This window comes from Saccharothrix hoggarensis, from assembly GCF_042678885.1.
GTDB lineage: Bacteria > Actinomycetota > Actinomycetes > Mycobacteriales > Pseudonocardiaceae > Actinosynnema > Actinosynnema hoggarensis.
In genome coordinates, this window is record NZ_JBHTLK010000073.1 from 1 (window position 1) to 22,836 (window position 22,836).

Annotated in this window: 17 protein-coding genes and 1 pseudogene; 8 read left to right on the forward strand and 10 right to left on the reverse strand. The window is 69.2% G+C overall.

Annotation, left to right across the window (positions count from 1 at the left end; translation table 11 throughout):
* The 3 genes from ACFQ3T_RS16150 to ACFQ3T_RS16160 all read left to right on the forward strand — a co-directional run.
* On the forward strand, positions 1-591 hold a 591-nt coding region (locus ACFQ3T_RS16150), incomplete at its 5' end, for a pyridoxal-phosphate dependent enzyme (RefSeq protein WP_380724085.1).
* Between the two features lie 148 nt (positions 592-739).
* Positions 740-994 (forward strand): acyl carrier protein, encoded by a 255-nt coding sequence (locus ACFQ3T_RS16155; protein WP_380724086.1) that lies wholly within the window; start codon positions 740-742, stop codon positions 992-994.
* A gap of 1 nt (position 995) precedes the next feature.
* Entirely contained in the window at positions 996-3,284 is a 2,289-nt protein-coding gene (locus ACFQ3T_RS16160; RefSeq protein WP_380724087.1) for a lantibiotic dehydratase, read from the forward strand.
* 452 nt (positions 3,285-3,736) lie between these two features.
* Here ACFQ3T_RS16160 and ACFQ3T_RS16165 read toward each other — a convergent pair whose 3' ends face one another.
* Entirely contained in the window at positions 3,737-4,552 is an 816-nt protein-coding gene (locus tag ACFQ3T_RS16165) for a hypothetical protein (protein WP_380724088.1), read from the reverse strand.
* Between the two features lie 1,455 nt (positions 4,553-6,007).
* Between ACFQ3T_RS16165 and ACFQ3T_RS16170 the strand changes: the two genes are divergently transcribed.
* A complete protein-coding gene (locus tag ACFQ3T_RS16170; RefSeq protein WP_380724089.1) occupies positions 6,008-8,101 on the forward strand; it encodes an NB-ARC domain-containing protein in 2,094 nt (697 codons plus the stop codon).
* 2 nt (positions 8,102-8,103) lie between these two features.
* Here the strand turns inward: ACFQ3T_RS16170 and ACFQ3T_RS16175 are convergent, their stop codons facing one another.
* The gene (locus ACFQ3T_RS16175; RefSeq protein ID WP_380724090.1) at positions 8,104-9,750 is read right to left on the reverse strand and encodes a hypothetical protein; all 1,647 of its coding nucleotides are present in this window, start codon (positions 9,748-9,750) and stop codon (positions 8,104-8,106) included.
* Between the two features lie 95 nt (positions 9,751-9,845).
* Here ACFQ3T_RS16175 and ACFQ3T_RS16180 point away from each other — a divergent pair, with 95 nt between their 5' ends.
* Together ACFQ3T_RS16180 and ACFQ3T_RS16185 are read left to right on the forward strand one after the other, a co-directional pair.
* On the forward strand, positions 9,846-10,772 hold the full coding sequence (locus tag ACFQ3T_RS16180) for a helix-turn-helix domain-containing protein (protein ID WP_380724091.1): 927 nt from the start codon (positions 9,846-9,848) through the stop codon (positions 10,770-10,772).
* A gap of 169 nt (positions 10,773-10,941) precedes the next feature.
* Positions 10,942-11,181 carry a DUF397 domain-containing protein gene (locus ACFQ3T_RS16185; RefSeq protein WP_380724092.1) on the forward strand — a complete coding sequence of 80 codons (240 nt, stop codon included), beginning with the start codon at positions 10,942-10,944 and terminating at the stop codon, positions 11,179-11,181.
* A 1-nt stretch (position 11,182) separates the two neighbouring features.
* On the opposite strand, the gene ACFQ3T_RS16190 is transcribed toward ACFQ3T_RS16185, so the two are convergent.
* The 4 genes and pseudogenes from ACFQ3T_RS16190 to ACFQ3T_RS16205 form a co-directional block, all read right to left on the reverse strand.
* The gene (locus ACFQ3T_RS16190; protein WP_380724093.1) at positions 11,183-11,623 is read right to left on the reverse strand and encodes a hypothetical protein; all 441 of its coding nucleotides are present in this window, start codon (positions 11,621-11,623) and stop codon (positions 11,183-11,185) included.
* A 277-nt stretch (positions 11,624-11,900) separates the two neighbouring features.
* Positions 11,901-12,848, reverse strand: a complete 948-nt coding sequence (locus ACFQ3T_RS16195) for a hypothetical protein (protein WP_380724104.1) — start codon at positions 12,846-12,848, stop codon at positions 11,901-11,903.
* A 104-nt stretch (positions 12,849-12,952) separates the two neighbouring features.
* Positions 12,953-13,162 (reverse strand): annotated as a pseudogene (locus tag ACFQ3T_RS16200) (helix-turn-helix domain-containing protein); the annotation flags it as partial.
* Positions 13,163-13,457: 295 nt separating this feature from the next.
* The gene (locus ACFQ3T_RS16205) at positions 13,458-16,178 is read right to left on the reverse strand and encodes a SpoIIE family protein phosphatase (protein WP_380724095.1); all 2,721 of its coding nucleotides are present in this window, start codon (positions 16,176-16,178) and stop codon (positions 13,458-13,460) included.
* 1,339 nt (positions 16,179-17,517) lie between these two features.
* Here ACFQ3T_RS16205 and ACFQ3T_RS16210 point away from each other — a divergent pair.
* Together ACFQ3T_RS16210 and ACFQ3T_RS16215 are read left to right on the forward strand one after the other, a co-directional pair.
* The gene (locus ACFQ3T_RS16210; protein WP_380724096.1) at positions 17,518-18,039 is read left to right on the forward strand and encodes a DUF6346 domain-containing protein; all 522 of its coding nucleotides are present in this window, start codon (positions 17,518-17,520) and stop codon (positions 18,037-18,039) included.
* 353 nt (positions 18,040-18,392) lie between these two features.
* Entirely contained in the window at positions 18,393-19,208 is an 816-nt protein-coding gene (locus ACFQ3T_RS16215; protein ID WP_380724102.1) for a diacylglycerol/lipid kinase family protein, read from the forward strand.
* 40 nt (positions 19,209-19,248) lie between these two features.
* Here ACFQ3T_RS16215 and ACFQ3T_RS16220 read toward each other — a convergent pair whose 3' ends face one another.
* The 4 genes from ACFQ3T_RS16220 to ACFQ3T_RS16235 form a co-directional block, all read right to left on the reverse strand.
* Complete coding sequence (locus ACFQ3T_RS16220) at positions 19,249-19,503, reverse strand: hypothetical protein (protein WP_380724097.1); 255 nt, start codon at positions 19,501-19,503, stop codon at positions 19,249-19,251.
* A gap of 857 nt (positions 19,504-20,360) precedes the next feature.
* Entirely contained in the window at positions 20,361-20,783 is a 423-nt protein-coding gene (locus tag ACFQ3T_RS16225; RefSeq protein ID WP_380724098.1) for a ricin-type beta-trefoil lectin domain protein, read from the reverse strand.
* Between the two features lie 337 nt (positions 20,784-21,120).
* Entirely contained in the window at positions 21,121-21,255 is a 135-nt protein-coding gene (locus ACFQ3T_RS16230; protein ID WP_380724099.1) for a transposase, read from the reverse strand.
* 91 nt (positions 21,256-21,346) lie between these two features.
* Entirely contained in the window at positions 21,347-22,351 is a 1,005-nt protein-coding gene (locus ACFQ3T_RS16235; protein WP_380724100.1) for a TIGR02679 domain-containing protein, read from the reverse strand.
* Positions 22,352-22,836 lie beyond the last annotated feature (485 nt).

A 22,836-nucleotide genomic window follows, 5' to 3' on the forward strand; every position in this document is an offset into this window, starting at 1 on the left:
ACCGTGCTGGAGGCGCCGGGCGGCGTGGACGAGCGCGACCGCCGCGCCCGTGAGCACGCGGCGCTGACCGGGGCCGGCCTGGTGCCCTCCTCCGACCACGAGCTGGTGGTGGCGGGCCAGGGCACCGTGGGCCTGGAGATCCTCGAGGACGTGCCGGGGGTCGAAGTGGTGTTCGTGCCGACCGGCGGCGGCGGGCTGCTGGCGGGCGTCTGCCTGGCCGCGCGCGACCTGCCGGTGCGCGACGTCGGCGTCGAACCGGCCGACGCCCGCCGCTACGCGCTCTCGCTCGACCGGGGCACGCCCGTGGTGGTGCCACCGTCGCGCACCATCGCCGACGGGCTGCGCGGACAGCGGCCCGGCGCCGTGACGCTGCCGGTGATCGCCGACCGCGTCGACGACCTCGTGGGCGTCACCGACGACGCCATCGCGCACGCCGCGGCACTGCTGCGCCGGGCGGGCGTGCACGCCGAACCCAGCGGCGCCGTGGCGCTGGCCGGGGCACTGCAATCGGGTTTCACCGGGACGGCCGCGGTGGTGGTGTCCGGCGGCAACACCGCCGAGGCCCTCACCTCCACCGGCCTCGCGGCCTGACCACCGCACACCACCACCGGCCTCACAGCCCGACCACACCACCACCGCCTTCGCGGCCCGACCACACCACCACCGCCTTCGCAGCCTGACCCGACCGCACCACCGACCTCACGACCCGACCACACACCACCACCAGAGGGGATCGACCATGACTGCCATCGGCATCACCGCGACCGAGCTGACCGACCTCGTCGTCGAGGTCTACCGGGACGCGCTGGCCAACCCGTCGCTCGACTCCGAGAGCGACTTCTTCGAGGCGGGCGGCGACTCGCTGGCCGCGTTCCAGATCACCGCGCGCCTGCAGGCGGCACTGGGCGTGGACGTGCCGGTGGCGCTGGTCTTCGCCTACCCCTCCCCCGTCGACCTCGCGTCGGTGGTCGAGCAGGAACTGGAGGTCGCCTGACATGGCCGGCGAGCAGGAGGGCCAGTCGCCGGAGGGACGGTCGCTGCCCGGCGGGCGGTGGCGGATGTGGGACCAGTTCAGCGTGCGCGGCGCGGGATTCCCGGCGCACGGCGTGCTGCGGCTCGCGCCGCACGGGCTCGCCCTGGCGGCCGACCGCTTCGCGTCGGAGAGGTCCCAGCAGGGCCCGGAGTGGAAGCTCTTCGAGGAGGCGTTCGAGGAGAGCGCGGCCAAGTCGGCGCTGGAGATGCGCGACATCGCCGCGGGCGGCGCGTTCCAGAGCGCGGTCGCCTGGCAGAACAGGGCGGTGCTGGGCCGCGCGGTGCGGCCGTTCCTGGAGTGGGAGCCCGGTGACGGCCGCACGAGCCGCACCCGCCAGCGGGAGGAGCTGATCTCCCACTACTGGCAGCGGTTCTGCGTCAAGAACGACACCATCGGCTTCTTCGGCCCGGTCGGCTGGGGCAGGCTGGACGACGACGCCGCCGGTGTCGAGGTCGACGCGGGCGTCGGACTCGTCGCCGAGACGACCGTGTACTTCGCCAGCTGGGCGATCGACGCGCTGGCCGGCGTGCTCGCCGAGGATCCGGCGCTCGCGCCGTGGATCGCGCCGCGCCGGGTGCCCTTCGTGCGCATCGGCGACGGCGAAGCGGCCCTGCCGGGCTGTGCGCCGAAACCGGTGGCCGCGCCGCTGCTCGACGTGCTCGCGCTGTCCGACGGCACCCGTTCCGCCCTCGCGATCGGCGAGGAGCTGGGTCGCGACGTCACCGACGACCTGGCGGAGCTGGAGCGCCGCCGGTACCTGGTGCGGCGGCTGGAGGTCCCCGCGGGCTCCCACCCCGAACGGGCCCTGCGGACGTGGCTGGAGGGGTTGCCCGCCTCGGTGGCCGCACCCGGCCTGGCCGCGCTGGAGACCTTGGAACGGGGTCGCGACCGGGTCGCCCGGGCGTCCACACCGGACGAGCTGATCGAGGCGATGTCCGCGCTGGAGCGGGAGTTCGAGTCGCTGACGGACTCCGCGGCGGCCCGCGAGAAGGGCGGGTCCACCGCGCCGGGACGGGCGCTGGTGTACTCCGACGCCCGGCGCGCGGCCACCGTCCGGCTCGGCGGGGCGGTGCTGGAGGAGCTGGGAGCCCTGGAGCCGCTGCTGGTCAGCGCCGCCTGGCTGACGTCCTCGCTGGCGCGGCGCGTGCTGGACGGTGCGCGGCGGGTGTTCGACGCCTCGGGGCCGGTGGACCTGGCGACGTTCTGGTTCGCGTGCATGCCGGTGCTGCACCGGGACGCGGTGGCCGACCTCGCCGAGCTGCGCGCCGAGTTCTGGCGGCGCTGGGCCGGTGTGCTCGACCTGCCGGACGGCGTGCGCGACGTGCGGCTGTCGACGGCGGAGGTGTCGGCGCGGGCGAACGAGGCGTTCGCGTCCCCCGGCGGCGGCTGGAACGCCGCCCGCTACCTCAGCCCGGACGTGATGATCGCCGCGGCGGGCGTGGACGCGGTGGCGCGCGGCGAGTTCGGCTTGGTGCTGGGCGAGCTGCACGTGGCGATGAACACCCTGGGCGCGTCGCTGTACCTCGACCAGCACCCGGACCGCTCGGAGCTGGTCGAGCTGACCACCCGTGACGTCCCGGGCCCGCGCCTGCTGCCCCTGCTGCCCAAGGAGCACCGGTCCCGGCTGTCGACCCGGGTGCGCCAGAGCCTGGTGCGCCCCGAGGACTACTACGTGGCGCTGGTCGACGACACCGCCGACCCGCACCGCCCGCGCAGCCTGCGCAGCGCCGACGTCCGGGTGGAGCTGCGCGACGACGAGCTGGTGGCGGTGCTGCCCGACGGCGCGGTCTTCCCGGTGGCCGACGTGTTCGGCCACGTGCTCACGACGCTGGTGGTCGACGGGTTCCGGGTGCTCCCCGAGGCCGACCACACGCCCAGGGTGAGCGTGGGCAGGCTGGTGGTGTCACGGGAGACGTGGCGGTTCCCGGTGGCGGAGCTGGGGTTCGCCGACGCCAAGACCGAGGCGCGGCGCTTCGTGGGAGCCAGGGTGTGGCGGGCGCGGCACGACCTGCCCCGGTTCGTCTTCTTCACCTCCCCCGCCGAGCCGCGCCCGGTGTTCGTCGACTTCGACAGCCCGGCCTCGGTGACCCTGCTGGCCAAGGCCGCCCGGCGCCTGGCCCGTGCCGACACGTCCGCCAGGCTCACCGTGACGGAAATGCTGCCCACCCCGGAGCAGACGTGGCTGACCGACGACAAGGGGGAGGTCTACACGTCAGAACTGCGCTTCGTCCTGCACGACACAACCTCCTGACACCGTCCACCGGACCACACGGCCCCGCCTCCCGGCGGGGCCGCAGGTGTCCCGGGCGTGAAGGACGACTCGGTCAGCAGGCTGAATTTCGACTGCCCCACGGTGCTGGAGCTGTTGAGCATCGTGACCGCACACCGCAGATCGCCCTTGCTCCCCGAAATACGGTCGAACGGTAATCGGCCCGCAGCGACTGATGCCTGAACCAGGACAACACGTACACCGCGCCCACCCTCGGCAGCGGGGTGGAGCTGCGACAGAAGCCGCGCGAGTACCCGATGCGGCGCCTGTTCGGGGGACTGCGCCGGTTCCGCAAGGCAAAGCCAGCGTGATGGTGGACGGGATCGGGCCGGCGGTGCGGGAGGCCGTCCCGGCACTGCCGGCGGCCGTGGCCGTTCTGCTCGACCGATCATCGGTGGCGAGGGATGCGGAGTTACCAATAGGCCTAAACCCGCCTAGAGTCCGAAACCCGACCCCGGAGACGCTGGCGGACGCGGCCGTTTCACTGGCTCCGGCGGCTCCGGCGGCGCTGGTGGCTTCGGCGGTGCTGGTGGCTTCGGCGGCGCTGGTTCCTCGATGTGCCGACCGAGGTCAGATGGCCTGGGAAGGGCACCTCGTTCGATCCGATGTCCCAAGCTGCGGGCCCAGAGGTACGAACTCAACCGGTCTGCAGGCTCGGCCGGCTCAGGACCGCGGGTCAACCTCACGCTGAATGGGTGGATCACCTCAACGGTCGTGGCACCCAACCCGACGACCACCGCAGCCTCGGCGACCTTCTTGAGAATCGGCTCCTGCGCCGCGAGTGCGCCCAGTGGTGCACCGATCAGGGTGCCGATCACTGTCACACAGCAGATGCGGATGACCGCCGCGACGAAGTCAGGCCTGATGTTCGGTGGTTCGTCCGACTGCAACTCTGCCCTGGTCACCAAGATGGCCAGTTCCAGGTCCTGCTTGAGCAGAACAGCAGTTTCTCCGCTGGCTTCCTCCACAGTCGCGTCATACCCGCCCGGCTCAATCCCCCAATCCTCCTCCAGTCGACGGATCTCTTCCAGCGGCGTCGGTGCCCGGCGGGTGGGTAAGCGCACGCCATACTCGTGGACCTTCTGGGCGGCTTCCAGCATTTCGAGCTGCATCGTCATACGCAGGCGCTGGAACCGCTGCCGCTGCTCGGGATCGCTTAGCGCGGTGGCGGCCGCCATGGCGCTTCTGACGGAGATCAGGCGGTTCCGCACGACGCGAAGGTTGGCCTCGAACTCGTCTTCCGGAGTCATTCCCCCATCCTGGCGCTGCCCCAGGGTGCAGGGCCACCCTCAAGTACCGGGCCAACGAACCACCGGGACACTGCTGGATGACCTACGACGGCGGCCTGTCACGGCGGTGGGGTGTCAGAACTTCGCTCCAGCATACCTACCCACTGGGTACATCAGGGTGTCGTCGACCGTGCCTCATCCTGGATCGGGTCGTCGCCACCGCGCTAGGCAACCACTGCGGCTGAAGCGCACCGCACCGATCCCTGGTTCACAGACACTCACCAGCGCTACTGCACCCTGCTCGCCGATGTGGTCAGGAACAGGACTGGCACCCATCAGATCAAATGCTCCCTCTTCGACGGCATCCCGAAGGACACCACTGATCATCACCTGTCCGAAGTGCTTCAGCGCCGACGACGTGCTGCCTCCCCCGCAGGCTGCCCGAAGACCTGCTCGAACCGCTCGACCACAGGTGGACGAGGCGATGCCCGGGACCGGGAGGACGACCTCGACCCCGAAGCTGCTCGACGAGCTTCACGACCATCACCGGGTCGGTCGAGTCCGTCGCGTAGAACGCGGACGCGGCATCGAGGATCTAGTTGGACGACTTGAGTTCCGCGTTCTCCTTGCGAAGGCGGTGCAGCTCCTCCGACTCGGTCGCGGTGGGCCGGCCGCCCCGCTCGCCGCGGTCGGCCTCGTCCTGCCGGATCCAGTCCGCAACGCCTCCGGGTGCACGCCCAGCACTTGGCCAGGCGCCGGATCACCGGCTTCGAATGACTCCCGGTACAACCGGACCGCACCGGCCTCAACTCGTCGGGGTACTACTTCGGTGGTGCTACGGACGACTCCCTTCAGGTCTTATCGGACCATGTCTGGATCCGGGCTACGGGGAACTTCAGGGGACCACCTTCGCGTGCGCGGGGTAGACAAGGTGATGAACGATCACTTTCGGGTGGCATGCTGTCCGCCTCGCGCGCCGCGGTGCCGTTGGCGGCGCGGAGTGCGGACGTGTCCGTGTCCGTGAACGCGTGAGGTCGCCGGCGTGAATGCGACGCCGACTCCGGCCGCGCATGCGGGGTGATCGACCGCTCGGTGGATGCGTCCGGCCGGCCATACCCGTGAACAGAAACGCAAAAGTGCGGATTGCCTACGGAACCACGCGGCACAGTACACCCGGCCGGGTGCGACTCATCGCCGAGCCGAGTGATACCGACCTACCTGGCAAGTTGCGCACAACCCGGCACCCCGGACTCGATTCCCCTGGTAACAGCTGGTGACGAATTGCGTGTAATCTGTGTTAACCGGCAACCGACAACACCCTTGCACCACCGGACGGGTGAACTTCGCCGACGGTTCTCTTGACCGGAAAAGCTCCCATTGGACGTGGCGGGATGCCATACTCGTCCGCACCTGTGGTCGGGGCGCGGGTGGACGTCGTGCCTTGGCTGTCGGCGAGGCCGGTCGGAAGGTGGGCGGATGGCCCCACGCAATGATGTCACCGCATCGTCGGTGGGCAACGTCATCCAGGCCTCGTCCATAGGCGAACTCAACATCAACACATCGGCACGGCACAACGCACCCATGCAGCTACCACCCGCCCCTCACGCCTTCGTCAACCGCGACGACGAGTTGCGCCTGATGGACGATGCCCTGAACCGCGAGGGCAGCAGACCCGCGCTCGTGGCGATCAGCGGCATGGCCGGGGTGGGCAAGTCCGCGCTCGCCCTACATTGGTCGCACTCGAACGGCTCCAGGTTCAACGACGGCCACCTGTACGCCAATGTTGCGGAGTACCGCCACCGCGGCGGTGTCGCCGTCAGCGAGATCGTCGCGTTCTTCCTGAGGTCCCTCGGGGTGCACCAGCAGTACCTGCCCGCCCAGTACCCGGAGCGGGTGGCCCTGTTCCGCAGTCTGACCGCGCAGGCCCGACTTTTGGTGCTGCTCGACGACGTCGACGAACCGGCCCAGGTACGAGCGCTGTCCCCCGCGGCGGGCGACAGCGTCGTCATCAGCACCAGCAGGCGCAGGCTCAACGGGCTGACCATCGACGGCGCCCGGTTCGTCGACCTGGCGCCGTTCGACGCCGAAGACGGCGAGCGCCTGGTGACCCAGTGGATGACCTCGACGGCCAAACAGGACAGCACGAGCATCCGGGAGCTGGTGCGCCTGTGCGCGGGCCTCCCGCTGGCGCTCAGCGTCGCCGGTGCCCGCCTGGCCCAGCCGCGGCGCTGGACGCCCGCCGAACTGGTGCACCACCTCTCCGACGACCGGCAACGACTCGGCCGCCTGACCATCGAACCAGGGGGAAGTCCGGTGAGGACCATGTTCGACACCGCTTACGCGGACCTGCCGGAGTCCGCCCGCGTCCTCTACCGTCGCCTGGGCCTGCACCCTGGTCCTGACTTCGGCAACGAGGTGGCCGTGGTCGCTGGCGGTCGGGCGACGTCGACACCGGGGACGGACCTGGAACTGCTGTGCACGGCGAACCTGGTCGAGGAACTGGACAGGGGTCGCTACCGGTTCCACGACCTGGTGCGCCTGCACGCCCGTGAACGGGCCGAGGTCGACGACAGCGCCGACCAGCGCGACACCACCCTGGGCCGCATCGTCGAGTGGTACGCGAAGGGCGCGGCGGCCGCGGACGTGGCGGTTCTGGGGAACAGGTGGCGTTCGGGCGAACACGACCTGACCGGGTGGGAGAATCGGTTCGACGCGGCTTCCGGCATGGAGTGGCTGCGCGTCGAGCGGACGAACCTGTTGGCGGCGATGCGTGCCGCAGACAAACTCGAGTGGCACGAGACCGTGTGGACGATGTGCGAATCGATGTGGGCTTTGTACCACAGCGACAAGAACTTCGCGGATTGGGTCGAATCGCACGAATTGGGAATGCGGGCGGCACACCAGTGCGGCAACGTGACGGCGGAAGTGCGCATGCGTAACCAGCTCGCCCGCGCTCACATCGAACTGCACGAGTTCGCCGCGGCGCACGAGCAGTTGGAGATCGCCCGACGGCTGGCCTCCGACGACCCCCGTGCCATGTCGGTGGTGTTGGAATCGACCGGGCTGCTGTACCGGGAACAGGGACGCTACGGGGACGCGGTCAGCGTTTTCGAGGACCTCGTGAGCACACAGCGGGACCTCGGCGACGAGCGCGGTTATGCGATGCAGTCCTATCAGTTGGGTGATGTCCTCGTGCGCGCGAGCCTGGAGGAACGCGCTGTTCCCGTCCTGGACGACGCACTGGAGACCATGCTCCGGCTAGACGACGACATGGCGGCGGCCAGGGTGCGCATCGTCCTGGCCCAGGCCTATCACAGGCTGCGCCGGGAGCAAGAGGCCGCGACCCAACTGGAGGAAGCGGTCCAGACGACGAGGAGACGCAACCAGCCGGTGAAGGAGGCACAGGCGCTGGAGGTGCTGGTCGGGGTGGCCCAGGAGAATCACGACACGACCCGTTTCCGCACGGCCGCGCACCGCCTGCTGGAGCTGTACGTCGACGCGGGCAGTCCGCGCAGCGCCGAGGTGCGACGGTGGATCGACCTCGGGCGACGTCCGGAGCAGGAGGACTGACGTCAGGCGGAGCGCAGCGGCAGCAGTGGCCGCACCATGGTCGCGCGCACCGCCCCGCTCGCCCCGATCCGCAGCTCGACCTCGTCGTCCAGACCAAGCCCGTCGACGTGCCACTGGTAGACGGCCGCTGCGAGCAGAACGGGGTCGACGCCGGGCGCCGTGCGCAGCACCAAGCCGTCTGGGACGAAGTGCATCAGGGTCTCCTCCCCCGTCACTGCCACCAGCAGGGCGGCCCCCGGCCAATCACGGGTGCCCTGCACGAACCAGTGCCGCGCCTCGTGCAGCGACCCCGCGTCCCGGTTCATGACGATCTCGGCGTTCTCGGTGAAGCGTGGGTCGACCTCCTCGGTGTCGACCAGGAGCACCGAGTGCGGCCGGGTCTGCGAGGAGGCGAGGACGGCGGGGAAGCACTCCACCTCGCAGTGGGTGTCGAACGGCGCCGGGTCGATGACCGTCTTGACCCTCAGGGCCGTGGAGACGTACGCGCCCCGGATCGGCACCGGGTCAGGGATCGGCACCATGTGCAGTTCCTCTTTCGGCGGAGCGAGACCCGCCAACTCGTGGAGCACGTCACGCAGCGTCGACCACGACCGCCCCTGGTTGCCGAACATCCGATCGGCGGCAGCGGCGAACCTGTCCTCGTCACGGCGCTGCACGGCAGAGTCGATCTGCACGCGCAGGTCAGCGGCCAGGTCCAGCCGGTCGGCCTCGTCCCTCAGGTCGGCGATCGGTGAGGCTGGGTCGACCTCGGTGGAGCCGTCAGTGGCGAGCAGGAGCGGCACACCCACACTCGCGGTGTAGAAGGTGACCGAGCCGTGGTCACCGATGATCACGTCCGCAGCGATCGCGGCGGCCTGCCAGCTCCCCTCCGGTGGGACGATCAGCAGGCCCGCCGCGAGCTCGTGCCCCAAGGCCATCTCGAGTCCGGCCCTCGTGACCTTCGTCCAGACGTTGACGTGCAGCACCAGCACCACCTGGTACTGGTGCCGGGGCAACTCGGCGACCAGCCTGCGGACCAGGTCCCGGTGGTTTTCGATGAGCGAGTGCCCGTTCCAGGTCGAGCTGACCAGGACCAGCGTGCGCCGGTCGTCGACGCCGAAGATCCTGCGGAACCGCTTTCTCCGTTTCCGCGAGGCGTTCATCTGGTCGAACACCGGATCACCGATCAGCATGGCCTTGGGCCGCGCCGCGGGGCACAGACGTGAGCGTTGCTCCTCGTGGCTCAGACCGATCACCTGGGCGAACACCCTGCCTCCGGCGACGAGTTCATGACAGGAGAGCCCGGCGGAGGACTGCGGGTCGTGGGTCGAACTGAAGACCCGGCGGTTGTAGCCCGCCCCGTGGGCCACCACCAGCATGGGGCCGGTGAGTTCGGCGAGCTTGCCGTTGACGTGGGCCGCGAGGATGACGCTCCACGTGCCTGCGCGCGCTTGCTCCCACCCGATCCGCCGGAAGCCCAGCTCGCGGATCCGTTCATCGAGGCCGTCGGCGTATTGCGAGCCTTCGTCGATCACGACGTCGATCGACCACCAGGTGCTCGTCAGAGCCTTCAGCACAGTGCCAATGCGGTTCAACGACGTCAGGTTGCGCGCGACGAGCAACAACCTGGGGTCGAAGTGGAAGGTGGGGCCCTGGGTGTCGATCTTCACAACCCCACCTCCTAAGCCACCTCGCCATCTGCCATGTAGCATCTTGCCAGTCAGATGGTAGCCAGGTGCCACCGCGCTAGGAAGCATACGGCTAGGTGGCCGGCACCACTCGTCCGCCCCTGGGAGGAACCGCCTTGGTCGACAGAGGCCGCAACCCAGTCACCCAACAACGCCAACTGCGTGCGGAACTACGAGCGGCCCGCGAAGCCGCAAAATTGAGGCAAAAAGATGCGGCAGACCGTTTGGAATGGTCACTTTCTAAGCTGATTCGTATCGAGACCGGCGCCGTAGGAATTTCGTTGACGGACTTGCGCGCCCTATTGCAGCTCTACGGGGTCACCGACGAGAGCACGGTGGAGCAACTGGTCGACATGGCCAGGTCCGGAAAGCAGCAGGCATGGTGGGACAGGTACCGTCCGCGATTGCCGCAGCCATTCGTAACCTTTCTGGGACTGGAGGACTCGACCACCCTCATACGACAGTTCCAGCCGCTGTTCGTTCCAGGCCTTCTTCAAACGGAGGATTACGCACGGTCAGTGGTCAGCCTGTACAGCCCCGATGACACGGATGGCATCGAACGTGGTGTCGAAATTCGGATGGAGCGACAGGACAAATTCTACGACAAAGGAGACCAGCAAGCTTTCTTCATTCTCGATGAATCTGCTCTTCGTCGCCAGATCGGCACCCCCCAGGTTATGAGGAAGCAACTGGTCAGACTTAAGGAACTCAACAGGCTTCCCTTCGTGTCGATTCAGGTGATCGGTTTCGACAAGGGATTGCACCGCGGAATGGAGAGCGCGTTCACGGTATTCGAATTCCCGGCGGGCGACGATCAGGATCACGCGATCTACATCGACCAGGCCGGGAAGTCCCGGAGCATTCTGATCCAGAACAGCCCGGAAGACGCCAGTCGCTACGTCGAGGCGTTCATCGAACTCGAAGCCGTGGCCACACCATCGGACGAACTGGACATCTTCATCGACCGCATTATTACGGATTCATTCAACGAAGGAGCGCACTGACCACGTCACAGGACCGCAATTGTCGGTGATCGCCCCACGCCACCGCTCAACCACGATCAGCGCTGCTGACAATGGAGCAATCGGCCTCCATCAGTCGGCGGTAGAGGTCGAAAGAGTGGCCCGATAACCTAAATCCGGACCCGGCTGGCCCGCAGCGGAGGGGGCGCATGTGCAGCAGCGAAAAACCTCGGAGTTTGCGGAGCACGCTCCACAAGGCCTGGTTTGGCGCAAGAGTTCAAGCTCCGGGGGCGGAAACCCCGACTGTATTGAACTCGCACGTTCAACGGATCTCGCTTTCGTCCGAAACTCACGAAATCCCGCTGGTGCATATCTGAAGTTCCCGATCGACCATTGGCAGATTTTTCTGTCGACGGTCAAATCCGGTCCCCCCGGTCAGCACCCGTGCTGATTTAGTGCAGTGCCGCAGCGCACGCCCGCCTCGTCAGACAGACGGACGTCGACGGCACCGTACGACTCAATCGCAACTGGGGTGAACGGTCATCGCGTGACCGTTCTGAGACGAAGCATTCGCCGATCGCCGGGTGGGTGAGCACATCCCACATCTCACCCACCCGGACTGAGGTCCGGCCCCGTCGGTCAATCCCGATGCTCAGGAACCGGGCCAAGGCGCTGATCGCGTGGTCACGATCCAATTGAAGCCCTAAAGCAGTGCCGGAGTCTTTGATCCGGATCGTCACGCCAACCACCGTGCCAACGTCGAAACCCGTCGATCTGGTCCGGCGGGGCTTGACGGGGAGGAAGCTCCAGCCGCGTTCTCGCAGGTCCACCAGGTGTCGCAACTCTGGGTACGCAGCCGCCGCATCGGCGGCACCGGGCCCGATCAGGTTCACGATCCCTCCATCGGCTGTGGGACCGCGCGGGCCGGTCGAGAACAGCACGAGCCATCGCCGACTGTTGATCGAAGGTGCGCGGCAAGGGATTCGTCGGGCCTGCGTCGTCCGCATAGCTCGGCACCGACCGACGAGCCGAGTCTGCGGCAAGGGGCGCACGCAGCCTGGCAGCGGGGCAGCACCGCACGGCCCGCGACGTGCAGGCGCCAGGTGACGCCGAGGACAACAACCGCACCGAGCAGAACGAGAAGCACAGCGGAACGCCATGACGCCCGTGTCAAAGGTTCACAATGTGTGAACGGACGCCGAGTCGGTTCTTCAACGACCGAAGCTCCCAGGACTGGCGATGGGCACGCCGGTCCAGTTCCGCGAGAAGTTCACGGGCTACCGGATCGTGGCGGATGCGTTCCGGTGCGATCCGGTCCGCGGTGTCGAGGTGCCGCAGCGCTTCGGTGTCGCGCGTGCCGCCTGCCTGGCCGTAGGCGCGCGCCAGGTCGAAGTGCAGCGCGGCGCGCCGGTCGGCGGCGGTCAAGGCGTCCGCGTAGCCGGGCGTCGCCTCGATGCGTTCCGCCTCGGCGGGGCCTTGCCCTGACTCGACCGCGATCGACAAGGCCCACGCCTGGACGTTCGACGGGCCGAAGCTGAACCACAAGGAGTTGCGCTCGCCGGTTCGCCGCGCCAACTCGGCGGCCTCGGCCAAGTGCGCCGCCGAGTCCTGAAGTCGTCCTGACTTCGCGGCCATCTGGGCTGCGGACAGGTGAAGCATCCCTGCGGCTTCGGCCGTCGCGGTGTCCGGTGCGGTGGGGTCCGCCACGTCGACCAGGCTTTCCAGCGCCGACCTCGCGACTTGCTGCGCCCGGTGGCGAGCGCCCAACCGGCTGAGGGCACCGGTGCTGGTCATCGCGGCGAAACCGGTGAGGGAGGGGGATTCGAGCTGTCTTGCGGCTTCCTGGCCACCCGCGGCTGCGGTCACGGCCAGGTCCGCGTTGCCCAGGCTGCGCGCGACTCCGCAGGCCGCCAAACATGCCTCTGTCAGGGCCGTGAGCGCCGTCCGGCGGTCGTCGCCGTTCCCTGTGACGGCGTGCACGTGGAGGTCGGTGAGCAGTACGCCGAGGTCACGTCCGGCCGCGGCATAGCGGCTGTGGGCGGTGAACTCGTTCGCGCGTGCCGCCCACGCCACGAGTTCCAGCAGGGGTCGAGCCGCCACGTCGGGGACGTCGTCCAACGTCGTGTCGTAGAGAGCGACCGAGATCGGGGCCGCGTGGCGAGGGCTTCGGCGCTCGCGCGATCGCCCGGCAGGTACGGCTGCCCGGTGAGGTCCGCTACGGAGCAGCCCAACACGCGGGCCAGGTCCTCCAACAACCCGCGGCGCTCGAACCGACGCTGACCGCTTTCCAGCATCGACCAGTAGCCCTTGCTGATTCCAGCCAGCCCGGCGGCAGCTTCGAGGGAAAGTCCGCGACGCCTCCGAATCGTCCGCACGCGGACGCCGATCTCGGCGGGAGCGGGCTCGAACCCTCGGTTGTCTGCGTCGTCCATCTGCACCTCCCGCTACTCCGAGGGTTAGCTGGGCCGCTTCGCCGGACAGTCCTGACATCACCAAGGTACGCCAGGCCCGCGCGCCCAATCAGGGCGTCCGACCGTGGTAATGGTTGCGTAGAACTGAGGCCAGCTCTCAACAGCAGTACGACGAACCGCCGACGACCACCCCGAGGACGCCGCCTGCGGCGACCTGCGCCGAGGTGTCGTCACCGAGGTCGACGCGCGACCAGGTAACACGCACAAGCGCGAGGCCGACAAGTGGAGCCACGGGCCGTATGCGACGGTGAGGACGTCAGGGCATCTGGGGGACGGTGCGGACGATCAGGGACTCGGCGAGGTCTCCGTCGTCCAAGCCCGCGACGGACAGGGCACGCGCGGGTGCGGAGCCCTCGGAGACCAGGACGGTGAGCGCGCGTCCGGCGCGGGTGGCCGCCTCCGACACGTCGAGCAGCAGCGCGATGCCGGAACTGCCGAGGTAGCGCAGTCCGGTGAGGTCGACGTCCACCGGCCGCTGGTCGGTGTCGCCGACGCGGGACAGCAGCGGTGCGCGCACCTCGCGCACGGTGTCGAGGTCCAGGTCACCGGTCAGCCGCACGCGACGGGTCGTGCCGCCGGCCGGGTCGTCCAGCAGACCCGTGACCTCTTCCTCCGGTCGCACGGGCGGCGCCGGGACACCGGGTCGCAGGCTGAGGTGGAAGTCGACGGTGGTGCCGGCTTCGCCCTGCTCGAACACGACCTGCTCGGCCAGCGTCCGGATGATCCCAGTTCCACGTCCCCGGTAGCCGGGATCGGCGGGCACCGGTCGCCACCTGCCGTGGTCACGGACGGTGACGTGCACGGTAGTGGCGGTGTTGGCCACCTCGTACTCGAGACTTCCTTCCTGGCCTGGCGGGTAGGCGTGGTCGACCACGTTGGCCGCGGCCTCCCCCAACGCCAGTTGCAGGTCGTCGAGCAGGTCTTCGGACAGTGCCGCGGCGGCCGCCCACGCCTCGACGCCGCGCCGCATGACGGACAGCGAGGCGGGCTGGGCCGGCAGGGCGCCGACCAGCGGCGGAGGTAGGTAGCGTGCGACGACCAGCGCCACGTCGTCGTCTTGGCCGTCGACGAGCAGGACGTCGGTGACGGCGTCGGTCAGCGCGTCGGGAGCCGCCGCGCGGGCATCGCGGACGACGGCGAGCAAGCGGTCCAACCCGTCGTCGATCGGGAGGTCGCGGTCTTCCACCAGACCGTCGGTGTAGAGCACGACCGACGCGCCCACCGGCAGGTCGACGGTGTGCTCGACGTAACGGGCACCGCCAGGCGCGCCGAGCACCGGCCCCCGACCGCCGGTGAGGAACCACACGGTCTCGGCGTGCGCCACCAGCGGCGGCGGGTGCCCGGCCGTCGCGCACCGCAGCACCCCGGTGTCACGGTCGAGGGTCAGGCAGGCACAGGTGCTGCCGGCGGCACCGTCGACCCTCCGGGCGAAGACGTCCAGGCGTTCCAACGCGGCGGCCGGGGACCGGCCTTCGAGCAGGTAGCCGGCCAGAGCGCTGCGCAGCTGCCCCATGACCGCTGCCGCCGACGGCCCCTTGCCCACGACGTCGCCCACGCACAGCGCCACGGTGTTCCCGTCGAGTTCGAGGACGTCGTACCAGTCGCCCCCGATCTGGGCGTACGTCGACGCCGGCAGGTACCGGGCCGCGATCGCCAACCTGTCCAGAGTCGGCAGCTCGCGCGGCAGCAGGCTCCGCTGCAGGGCCGCGGCGATCTCGTGCTCGCGTCGCAGCAGCAGCTCGCGTTCGGCCTCGACGCGCTGCCGCTCGGTGACGTCACGACCGATGGCCTGCACCCCGGTCGGGGTGCTCTGGATGCTCAGCTCCAGCGCGATCACCGTCCCGTCGCCGCGGCGCACCTGCCACACCTCGGTGACGACGTGATCGCCGGCCGCATCGACGTCCGCGCTCGCTCGGCCGTCCGGGACGGACACCACCAGGTCGGTGACGCTCGTGCCGACCAACTCGTCGCGAGTGCGGCCCAGGAGAACGCACGCCGCCGGGTTGACCTCGACGAACCTCGACTCCCCGTCGAGCACCCAGATGGCATCGGTAGCCCGTTCCACCAGCAGCCGGTACCGCTGCTCGCTCTCCCTCCGGGCCCGGTCGGCGTGCACCCGCTGCAGTGATTCCCAGCACCGGTGGACCACCACGGTGATCACCTCGAGCTCCGCCGGCGTCCAGTGGCGGACCGACGCCTGGTGCACCGCCAACCCGGCGACGAACCGGCCGCCGCGCAAGAGCGGAACCGAAACCACCGCGCGGATACCGGTCCGCCGGTATGCGTCGCGGTCCTCGTCGGTGAGCCTGGGATCACGCAGGGCATCCACGACGACCCACGGCTGTCCCGCCCGCATCGCCCGCAGCGCCTGCTCCCCGAACGCCGACATCGCGAACCTGCCACGCAGCGGAGGCAACCCGGTGGCGTGGTCACCGCTCATGACGAAGTGGTCCTCGTCGTCCTCCACCCGGGCGTAGGCGCACCGGTCGGCGTTCAAGTGCGCCCGCAGCAGGCGGGTGACCGTGGCCATGACCTCTTCGGCGTCGTCCACCCCCTGGAGTTCCCGTTCCAGCGCCGCGAGGAAGCGGTCCCCCTGCTCCGCCGTCCGGCGCCGGGTCACGTCCGCCAGCATCCCGCGCACCCGCACGGGCACTCCGGCGTCACCGTGCACCACCTGCACCCGGCACCGCAGCCACATCAGCCGGCCGTCCGCGGCGGTGGCACGGAACTCCACCTCGAAGTAGTCCTGGAGCACGCCGGCGCGCCACGCGCGCCACACCTCGGCGCGGTCGTCAGAGTGGATCAACCCGACCAGGCTGTCCAGGTCACCGGACCAGAATTCCGGCGGATAACCCAGCAGCACCTCGGCGTGCGGCGAGACGAACGTCAACCGCCGCGAACGCACGTCGGCTTCCCACGCCACGACACCCATGCCGTTGACCAGACCGGTCAGGTCGGCGCCCATCGGTGCGGTCACTTCTGCTCCCCGCTGCCGGAACCCATGAGCCCGGCTCCTCTCGACGTCACCGCCGCTCGGGCGCAGACCACGCGCACCGGCGCGCCAAGCCTCGACCCGACTTTGAACGAGCGGATGTGATTGGCACACCGCGTCACATAGGGGCCAGGCTACCTTCCCGGCTCCCGCCGGGTGATCCGTCGTTCCGCCCTGGCACGCGCCTTATCGCAGCGCGATGCGGACGTGCTCGGTCATCTCGCGGTCGCGGGCGTATCGCGGATGTGCGGTTCAACTCCGTTCGGCGCGTCCAACAAGATCCATTTTACTCCCGCAGTCCGCTTTCCCGCGGTCGTCGAAGTTCAAACCTCCCTTGATGCGGAAATTGGGCCACGTCGGTACGTCACCAGGCGTTCACGACTCTGGCGTGCGTACCGGCGGCCATACTCGACACGGCGGGCAGGCGGACTCACCTCTGCCAACCGACGCCGCCACACCGGCACAGCACCCGGCGGGCCGAATCCCGCTCACGACGCAGCGACAAATGCCAGAATCACCAACGGACCAGTAAAGTGCCTGGCGAACAAGTGTCTTCCCGGCGCATACGGGGGTGGTCTCTTGAAATCTTGGTTCCCGCCGCGGGCAGAGGGTCATACATTTCAAGGCGACCGAAGCATCCCCAGCCGCATGGGCGTAGTACTCGGCCTCGGCACGAGCAGCACCGGCATAGAGGCCACCTGGGTCCGAGCGGGCAGTTCGGGTGGACTGAGTTTCCACGTCTTCACCCAGTCGTTGCGTCGACTTCCGGGCGCACGCACCGCACCTGAGCGTCGTGCTGGTCATGCCGGGCCACGTCCGCAGCGCGATGGCGTCGCCTCGCCGGGACCTGGCACCGTGCCCGAGGCTCCCTGTTCGCCGACCACCGCCCGGTGTCCAGCACCGCGGTCGCGGTCACGATCAGGTGAAGCACCGGTGGTCGATCCGCCATTCGGCCATCGAGCTTCGAACGTTCCGCTACCTTCCCGTGACGTTGAGTCGTGAACATCCGGGGGATGATGACCGACCCTGAGCGGATCTTGAACGAATACGAAGGCGAGCTCGACCGGATCCTCGGCAACGCCCAGACCGCGCCGGCCAAGCGCGGCGACGACTTCGTCACCGTCCTCAAGCGAGGCGCCGACGCCGACATCGCCCGCCACATGGCCGACTTCTCGTGGGGCGCGATGGCCAACGACGCGTGGACGGGTGCCAGGCAGTCGGTCGTCGACGGCGTGACGGGGTTGCCGAGGGACATCGGGCCGAAGGCGGTCGGTGAGTTCCGCAAGGAAGGAGCGAAGATCATCGACAACGGCGGGTGGAAGACGTGGCCGGAGTCGCAGGCGGAAGAGGAGAAGGAGGCGGGAGGCGGGAGGCGGTCCTCCACCGCCTCGTCGCGTTCGTGCTGCTGCCCGTCATGGGCTACCTGCTCGGGGCGACGATCTTCTTCACGTTCTGGGACACGATCGAGGTCGGCGACCCCGGCGGGTCCGGCTACGCCGCTGTCGCCCAGTCCTGCGAACGCCGAGGCCCGGTGTCCTACAAGGGCTTCGGCTACTGGTACACGTGCACGGCGAAGGTGACCCAGCGGGCCGACGGCGTCACCCGCACGATGCAGGCCGGTTTCCTCACTCCCGAGCACATCGGCCGCGAGGTGGCCGTGGAGACCACGCGCGGGTACCGGGCGATCAACCCCCGCGAACGCCCGTACGCCGGCCTGGGCGGGGTGCTGCTGTTCCCGTACTTCGCGCTGTGGGTGCTCGTCTTCGCGCGCGTCGCCGGTCCGGTCCTGCCAAGCAGGCGACGCAAGAGGAAGGTCCCGCTCCGATACCGGAAACCCGGCACCTGAGCCCTCCGGCGGGCACTCCCCCGTGCGCCGGCGGCTGTTTGACCACAGCATCAAGGTCGCAGATCGGCTGAACCCGTTCGGACCAGCACAAGCCTGCTACCAGCAACCACTCCGCCGGTCCAGCCGACTGCCCAGGACTTCGCGGGCGACACGGGCGTGACTGTGGATCGGCCCGGCCGGGTCTGCGGCGCTTTGCGCGTCACGTCCACGTGTACGTTCGCCTGTCGCAGGGCATCCGGTCCGGTGTCGACCTCGTGAAGGTGGTTCGGGTGCATCCAGGGCAGGACAAGCTTCGTGTGGCGGTGGTCGTTCATCCGGGCGCCGTGGTGGACCACTCCGGGTTCCGGGACTTGGTGGCGTGTGCCGCCCGGGACCGGGGCTGGTGCGCGCCGCAGTGGTTCGAGACCACCTGTGACGATGCCGGGTCGGGCGTGACGGCACTCGCCCTGCGCGGCCACCCGCGGCTGGTCCTGGCGTGTGGTGGGGACGGCACGGTGAACGCGGTGGCCGCCGGGTTGGCGCACACCGAGGTGGCGATGGGAATCGTGCCGATCGGCACGGGGAACCTCGTGGCCCGGAACCTGGGGGTCGGCAGTGGGGTGGAGGACGCCGTCACGTCGGCGTTCGACGGGGCGGACCGCCGCGTCGACATGGGTGTGCTGGACGGACGCCCTTTTGTCGGCATGGGCGGGATCGGTCTGGACGCGGAGATGGTCCGCGACACCTCGCCGAGGATGAAGCGCCTCCTGGGGTGGCCCGCATACGTACCAGCGGTCCTCAAGGGTCTGAGGTCGGGCGCCAGCAGGGTGGCTGTCCGGTTGGACGACGGCCCCTGGCTGACCCGCCGCGTCCTGGGGGCGGTCGTCGGCAACATAGGCGCCTTGCAGGGCGGGGTTTCCCTCTTGCCGGAGGCGGATCCCGCTGACGGGCTCCTGGACCTGGCGTTGCTGCGTGACGTGCGCGCCGGGGGTTGGCTTGTCACGGCGGGACGCCTGATCGGTTCCCGCCGGGTGGACGGGCCGGCGGTGGAGCGGTTCCGGTTCCGGCGCTTGGAGTTGCGCAGCAGTCGCACCAAACCGTTCGAGGTCGACGGAGAGGTCTGCGGCACGACCAAGTCGCTGAAGGTCGAGGTGGACCCCGGAGCGCTCGTCGTCAAGGTGCCGGCGTGAACTCGGCGAGCCTGTCCCGCCCTGAAGCCGTCGTCGCGGATCATTGCCTATGCCGCCGCCCTCCGCGATGCCGCCCGGCGTCCGTCCGGGTCGCGAAGTGGAACTCGCCACGCACGAGGCCGGGGAAGAACGCCACATAGGTGCCGAACTCGTTGAGCAAGCCGTAGCTGACCGGGGCGATGTCGGCGCACCACGACCGCAGGTGGATCTCGGCGCGTCTCCGCGTGGTGAAGAACAGCCAGAACTCGACGTCACTGTGCTTGTCCGCCTCGTCCGCAGCGAACGAGGCGTACATCGGCGCGGCGTCCAGCCCTCGTCGGCCGTGCACACTTCGCGAACACGCCCGATCAGCTCTTCCTGGAACAGCACACGCCCGCCCAAGCAGCCGATGTCCTGGGTAGGCCAACGCGGCAACCACAACGCGCGCCAGGACGAGCAGCACCGCCGCACGGGCCGCCGACGGCCTGTCGGGGTGTCGCGTCGTTTGGCGGGACGCCTGTCGGGGTAATGCGGCGGCGTGAGCAACGACCTTGAGCAGCCAGGGTCGATCCTGGGGGATCCACCGGCCGCGCCCGATCCCGTCGAAGTCCGATCCTCGGTCCACCATGCCGTGACCAGGCTGCGCACCCAGTTGACGACCATCCGAAACGAACTACCGACACCGCCGGAGGATCCGATGTGATCGCCCGGTGAGCCGGGTTGTCATCGACTGCGATCCCTCGGACTCGGTGTCTGCCGAGGGGGATCCCGAATTCTGACCTCGTTCCGCCCTCAGCCGCCTCCAAACAGAGACGCACAGCACATCCCAGACGTGGACGCTCGCCTCCTCTGCGAGGCGCCTCACAGTCCGCGTCACGCCGGCGACCACGCTTCCGTGTCACGCGGTGGCCCGCCCTCTGGTGAACTCGGCCAGGCCGGTACGGAATTTCCTGCGCCGGACCGGCCAGCGCACTCCCCTCGCGCAGCTGCCCGGCGCAACGCCGCACCGGTTCCAGTTGCCGCAGGTGGGGAAAACCCCCACTCCTGCTGCTGATCCGCACCGACCCGGTGTAGATCGCGGACAGCCGGATGGCTGCCGGGCAACCCGATGGGGTCCCGCCGCGGGTTCGACCGCGGCGGGACCCCATCGGCGGACTGCCGTGGGCCATCCGATCAGGGCAGGGTCCACTTCTGGTTGGCGACGTTGAGGCAGTCCCAGATGTGCAGCGCCGTGCCGTCGGCGCTGCTGCCGCCCGACCCGTCGAGGCAGCGGCCGGACTGGGGGTTGCGCAGTGCTCCGCCGGCCTGCGCGACCCACTGCTGGGCGCCGCTGCCGTTGCACGTCCACAGCTGCGTCACCGTGCCGTTGGCCGTGCCACCCGACCGCACGTCCAGACACTTGCCAAGCGCGCGAATCGTGCCATCACCCGGCACGGTCCACTGCTGCGCGTTCGTGCCGTTGCACGTCCACAGCTGAACCTTCGTCCCATCGGCGCTGTTCCCGCCGCTGACGTCCACGCACTTGCCACCGACGCCGGTGAACCGCCCTGTCCGGGTGCCGGAGAGGTCCTTGACCCGGACGTTGCGGAACGACACGTCATCGCCGTCGCCGCATGCCGGGCGTGCGCGGGCGAGACCGGACAGCAGGTCGCCCCCAGACGCATGCTTCCGGCAATCATCGCGTCATCCAACAGGTCGGGTTTTCAAGAGCCGTCCTTTCCCGCATGTACCTGCACGGGCGGTTCGTCGGGTGTCGTCAACCGGTCTCTTCCACCAGGGTTCACACCTGCTTGAGCGGGCAGTCGGCCCGCAGGTCCGCGGGCAGCGCGGCGTAGTGCCGGAACACGCGGTCCAGGAGGTCTTTGGAGTTCCAGACCTTGATGGCGAAACGCTGGGTGGACAGGTACCGGCGAGCCTGGTCGTTGATGTCCCCTCAGGCTACGAGCAGGCCGGTCGCGCCGTGAGCGGACACCCCGAGATCCTGCGCCACCGACTTGATCGTCGCGCCCGGCCGGGACCGGTACAACGCGACCGCCTCGGCCCGGAACTCCGGCGGATAGTGCTTCATCACCATCTGAACAGGACTTTCGTCCACCCTGACCATCAGGGCCCAAGTGTGTCTGGTGTCCAGCGTTCGGGGTCAAGGCCCCAGGTCGCCGTCAGAGGAGTAACGGCAGCACGTGCTCCTCGGTGACCATCAGGCCCGTGGTGGTCATGGTCTTGACCAGGTCGGGATCCCAGGTGGCCTCCACAGGGCCGTTGTTCAACGTCGGCAGTTCGACGCCCCGGGCGATCAGTGTGGTGACGGCCTCGCGGTAGTCGCTCGCTGACATGCGCCACGCCGTGCCGTCGGTCCAGGCAAGGATGTCGTTGGTCGCGCGGACGCCGTCCGGTGTGAAGTCGTTGTGGCAGCGGACCACCTTGCCGATGAGGTGGTGCTTGGCCTGTGGGGTGAGGCCCTTCGGAAGCACCATCAACGGGCCGGGCACGCCGGATTCGAGCAGGCGTGGGCTGCGGACAACGGTGATCTCCGGGGTCTCGAGGGTGTCGTTCAGCGTCAGGTAGCCCTGGGAGGTCAGCACCGGGTCGCTGTAGGCGTCTTTGAGGATTCCAGCCTGCTCCCAGGTCGTGCCCATGAGTTCGAGCGCCTTGCCCACGATCCGGGCGAGCGGCCGTCCGTCGTCGAGGTCGTTGCCGGCCAAGGCGAACCGGGTCGTCGTCGGCCCGAGCTTGCCCAGTACCCAGGCCGCCTGGTTGGCGAGCATCGGCAACGCCGGTTGTGGGATCTTGCCGTACCGGCGCACGTGCGCGATCCACGGTGCGGCCCACGATTCGTGCAGCAGGTTGTGCTGACGCAGTGCGAACTTCAGCACGGCGTCGGCCGTCGAGGCCTCCTCGGCCGTGGACATGCCGATCGGCCTGCCGTGCACCGCTTCCAGCACCTCGGTCAGCGTGCTGCCGTGCGAACGGACGTGCTCGTCCAGACGCGCCAGGGAGATCTGCCGGCGGGAGGGATGGGCGACCGGCTTGCGCAACAGTTCGGTGAGCGCCGCGGCGGTCTTCTCGTCGTCGACGCGAATGCTGAACGCAGACCGGCCACCACCCTCCAGGGTCTCGCGGGCCAGCCGCCACAGCTCGGCGAGTTCAGGTTGGTCCCAGTGCACCGTCCGAGCCTAGTTTCGCGATCCGGAGCGCGCGCACGCCGGCCCTGAACACCCTGCGTAGCCGGAGAGGGCGGGCACGGCCCCTGTGTTGAACCTGTGCAGCCACGATCCTGCCGAGGTGGAACGCGGTCTGGCCGACCGGGTAACGGGCTTTGAGCACAGAGCCGCGCGATGCCCGGAGCTCCAGCACCGGGTCGAGGAGGTTCGCCTGACCGGGACCAGCCCGAACCTGATCACCGTGATCCCCAACCGTGACGAGGTCGGCTCGGCCACGATCGCGCGGCCAGACCTCCTGGAACGCCGTGGCCGCCGCACGGCCCAGCGTGCGGAGGTTCCGCGCGTGGCGCGCTGCACGAGGGCGTGCACGCGTATGCCCGTCGCTCATTGCCGGTGCCCTCCGGATCACGCCCCATCTCCCCTCCCCCGGTTCAAGCCGGACCGGAGCCGCCCCCGGCGGTCCGGCAGGTGTTGGTCACGTCGCCGGG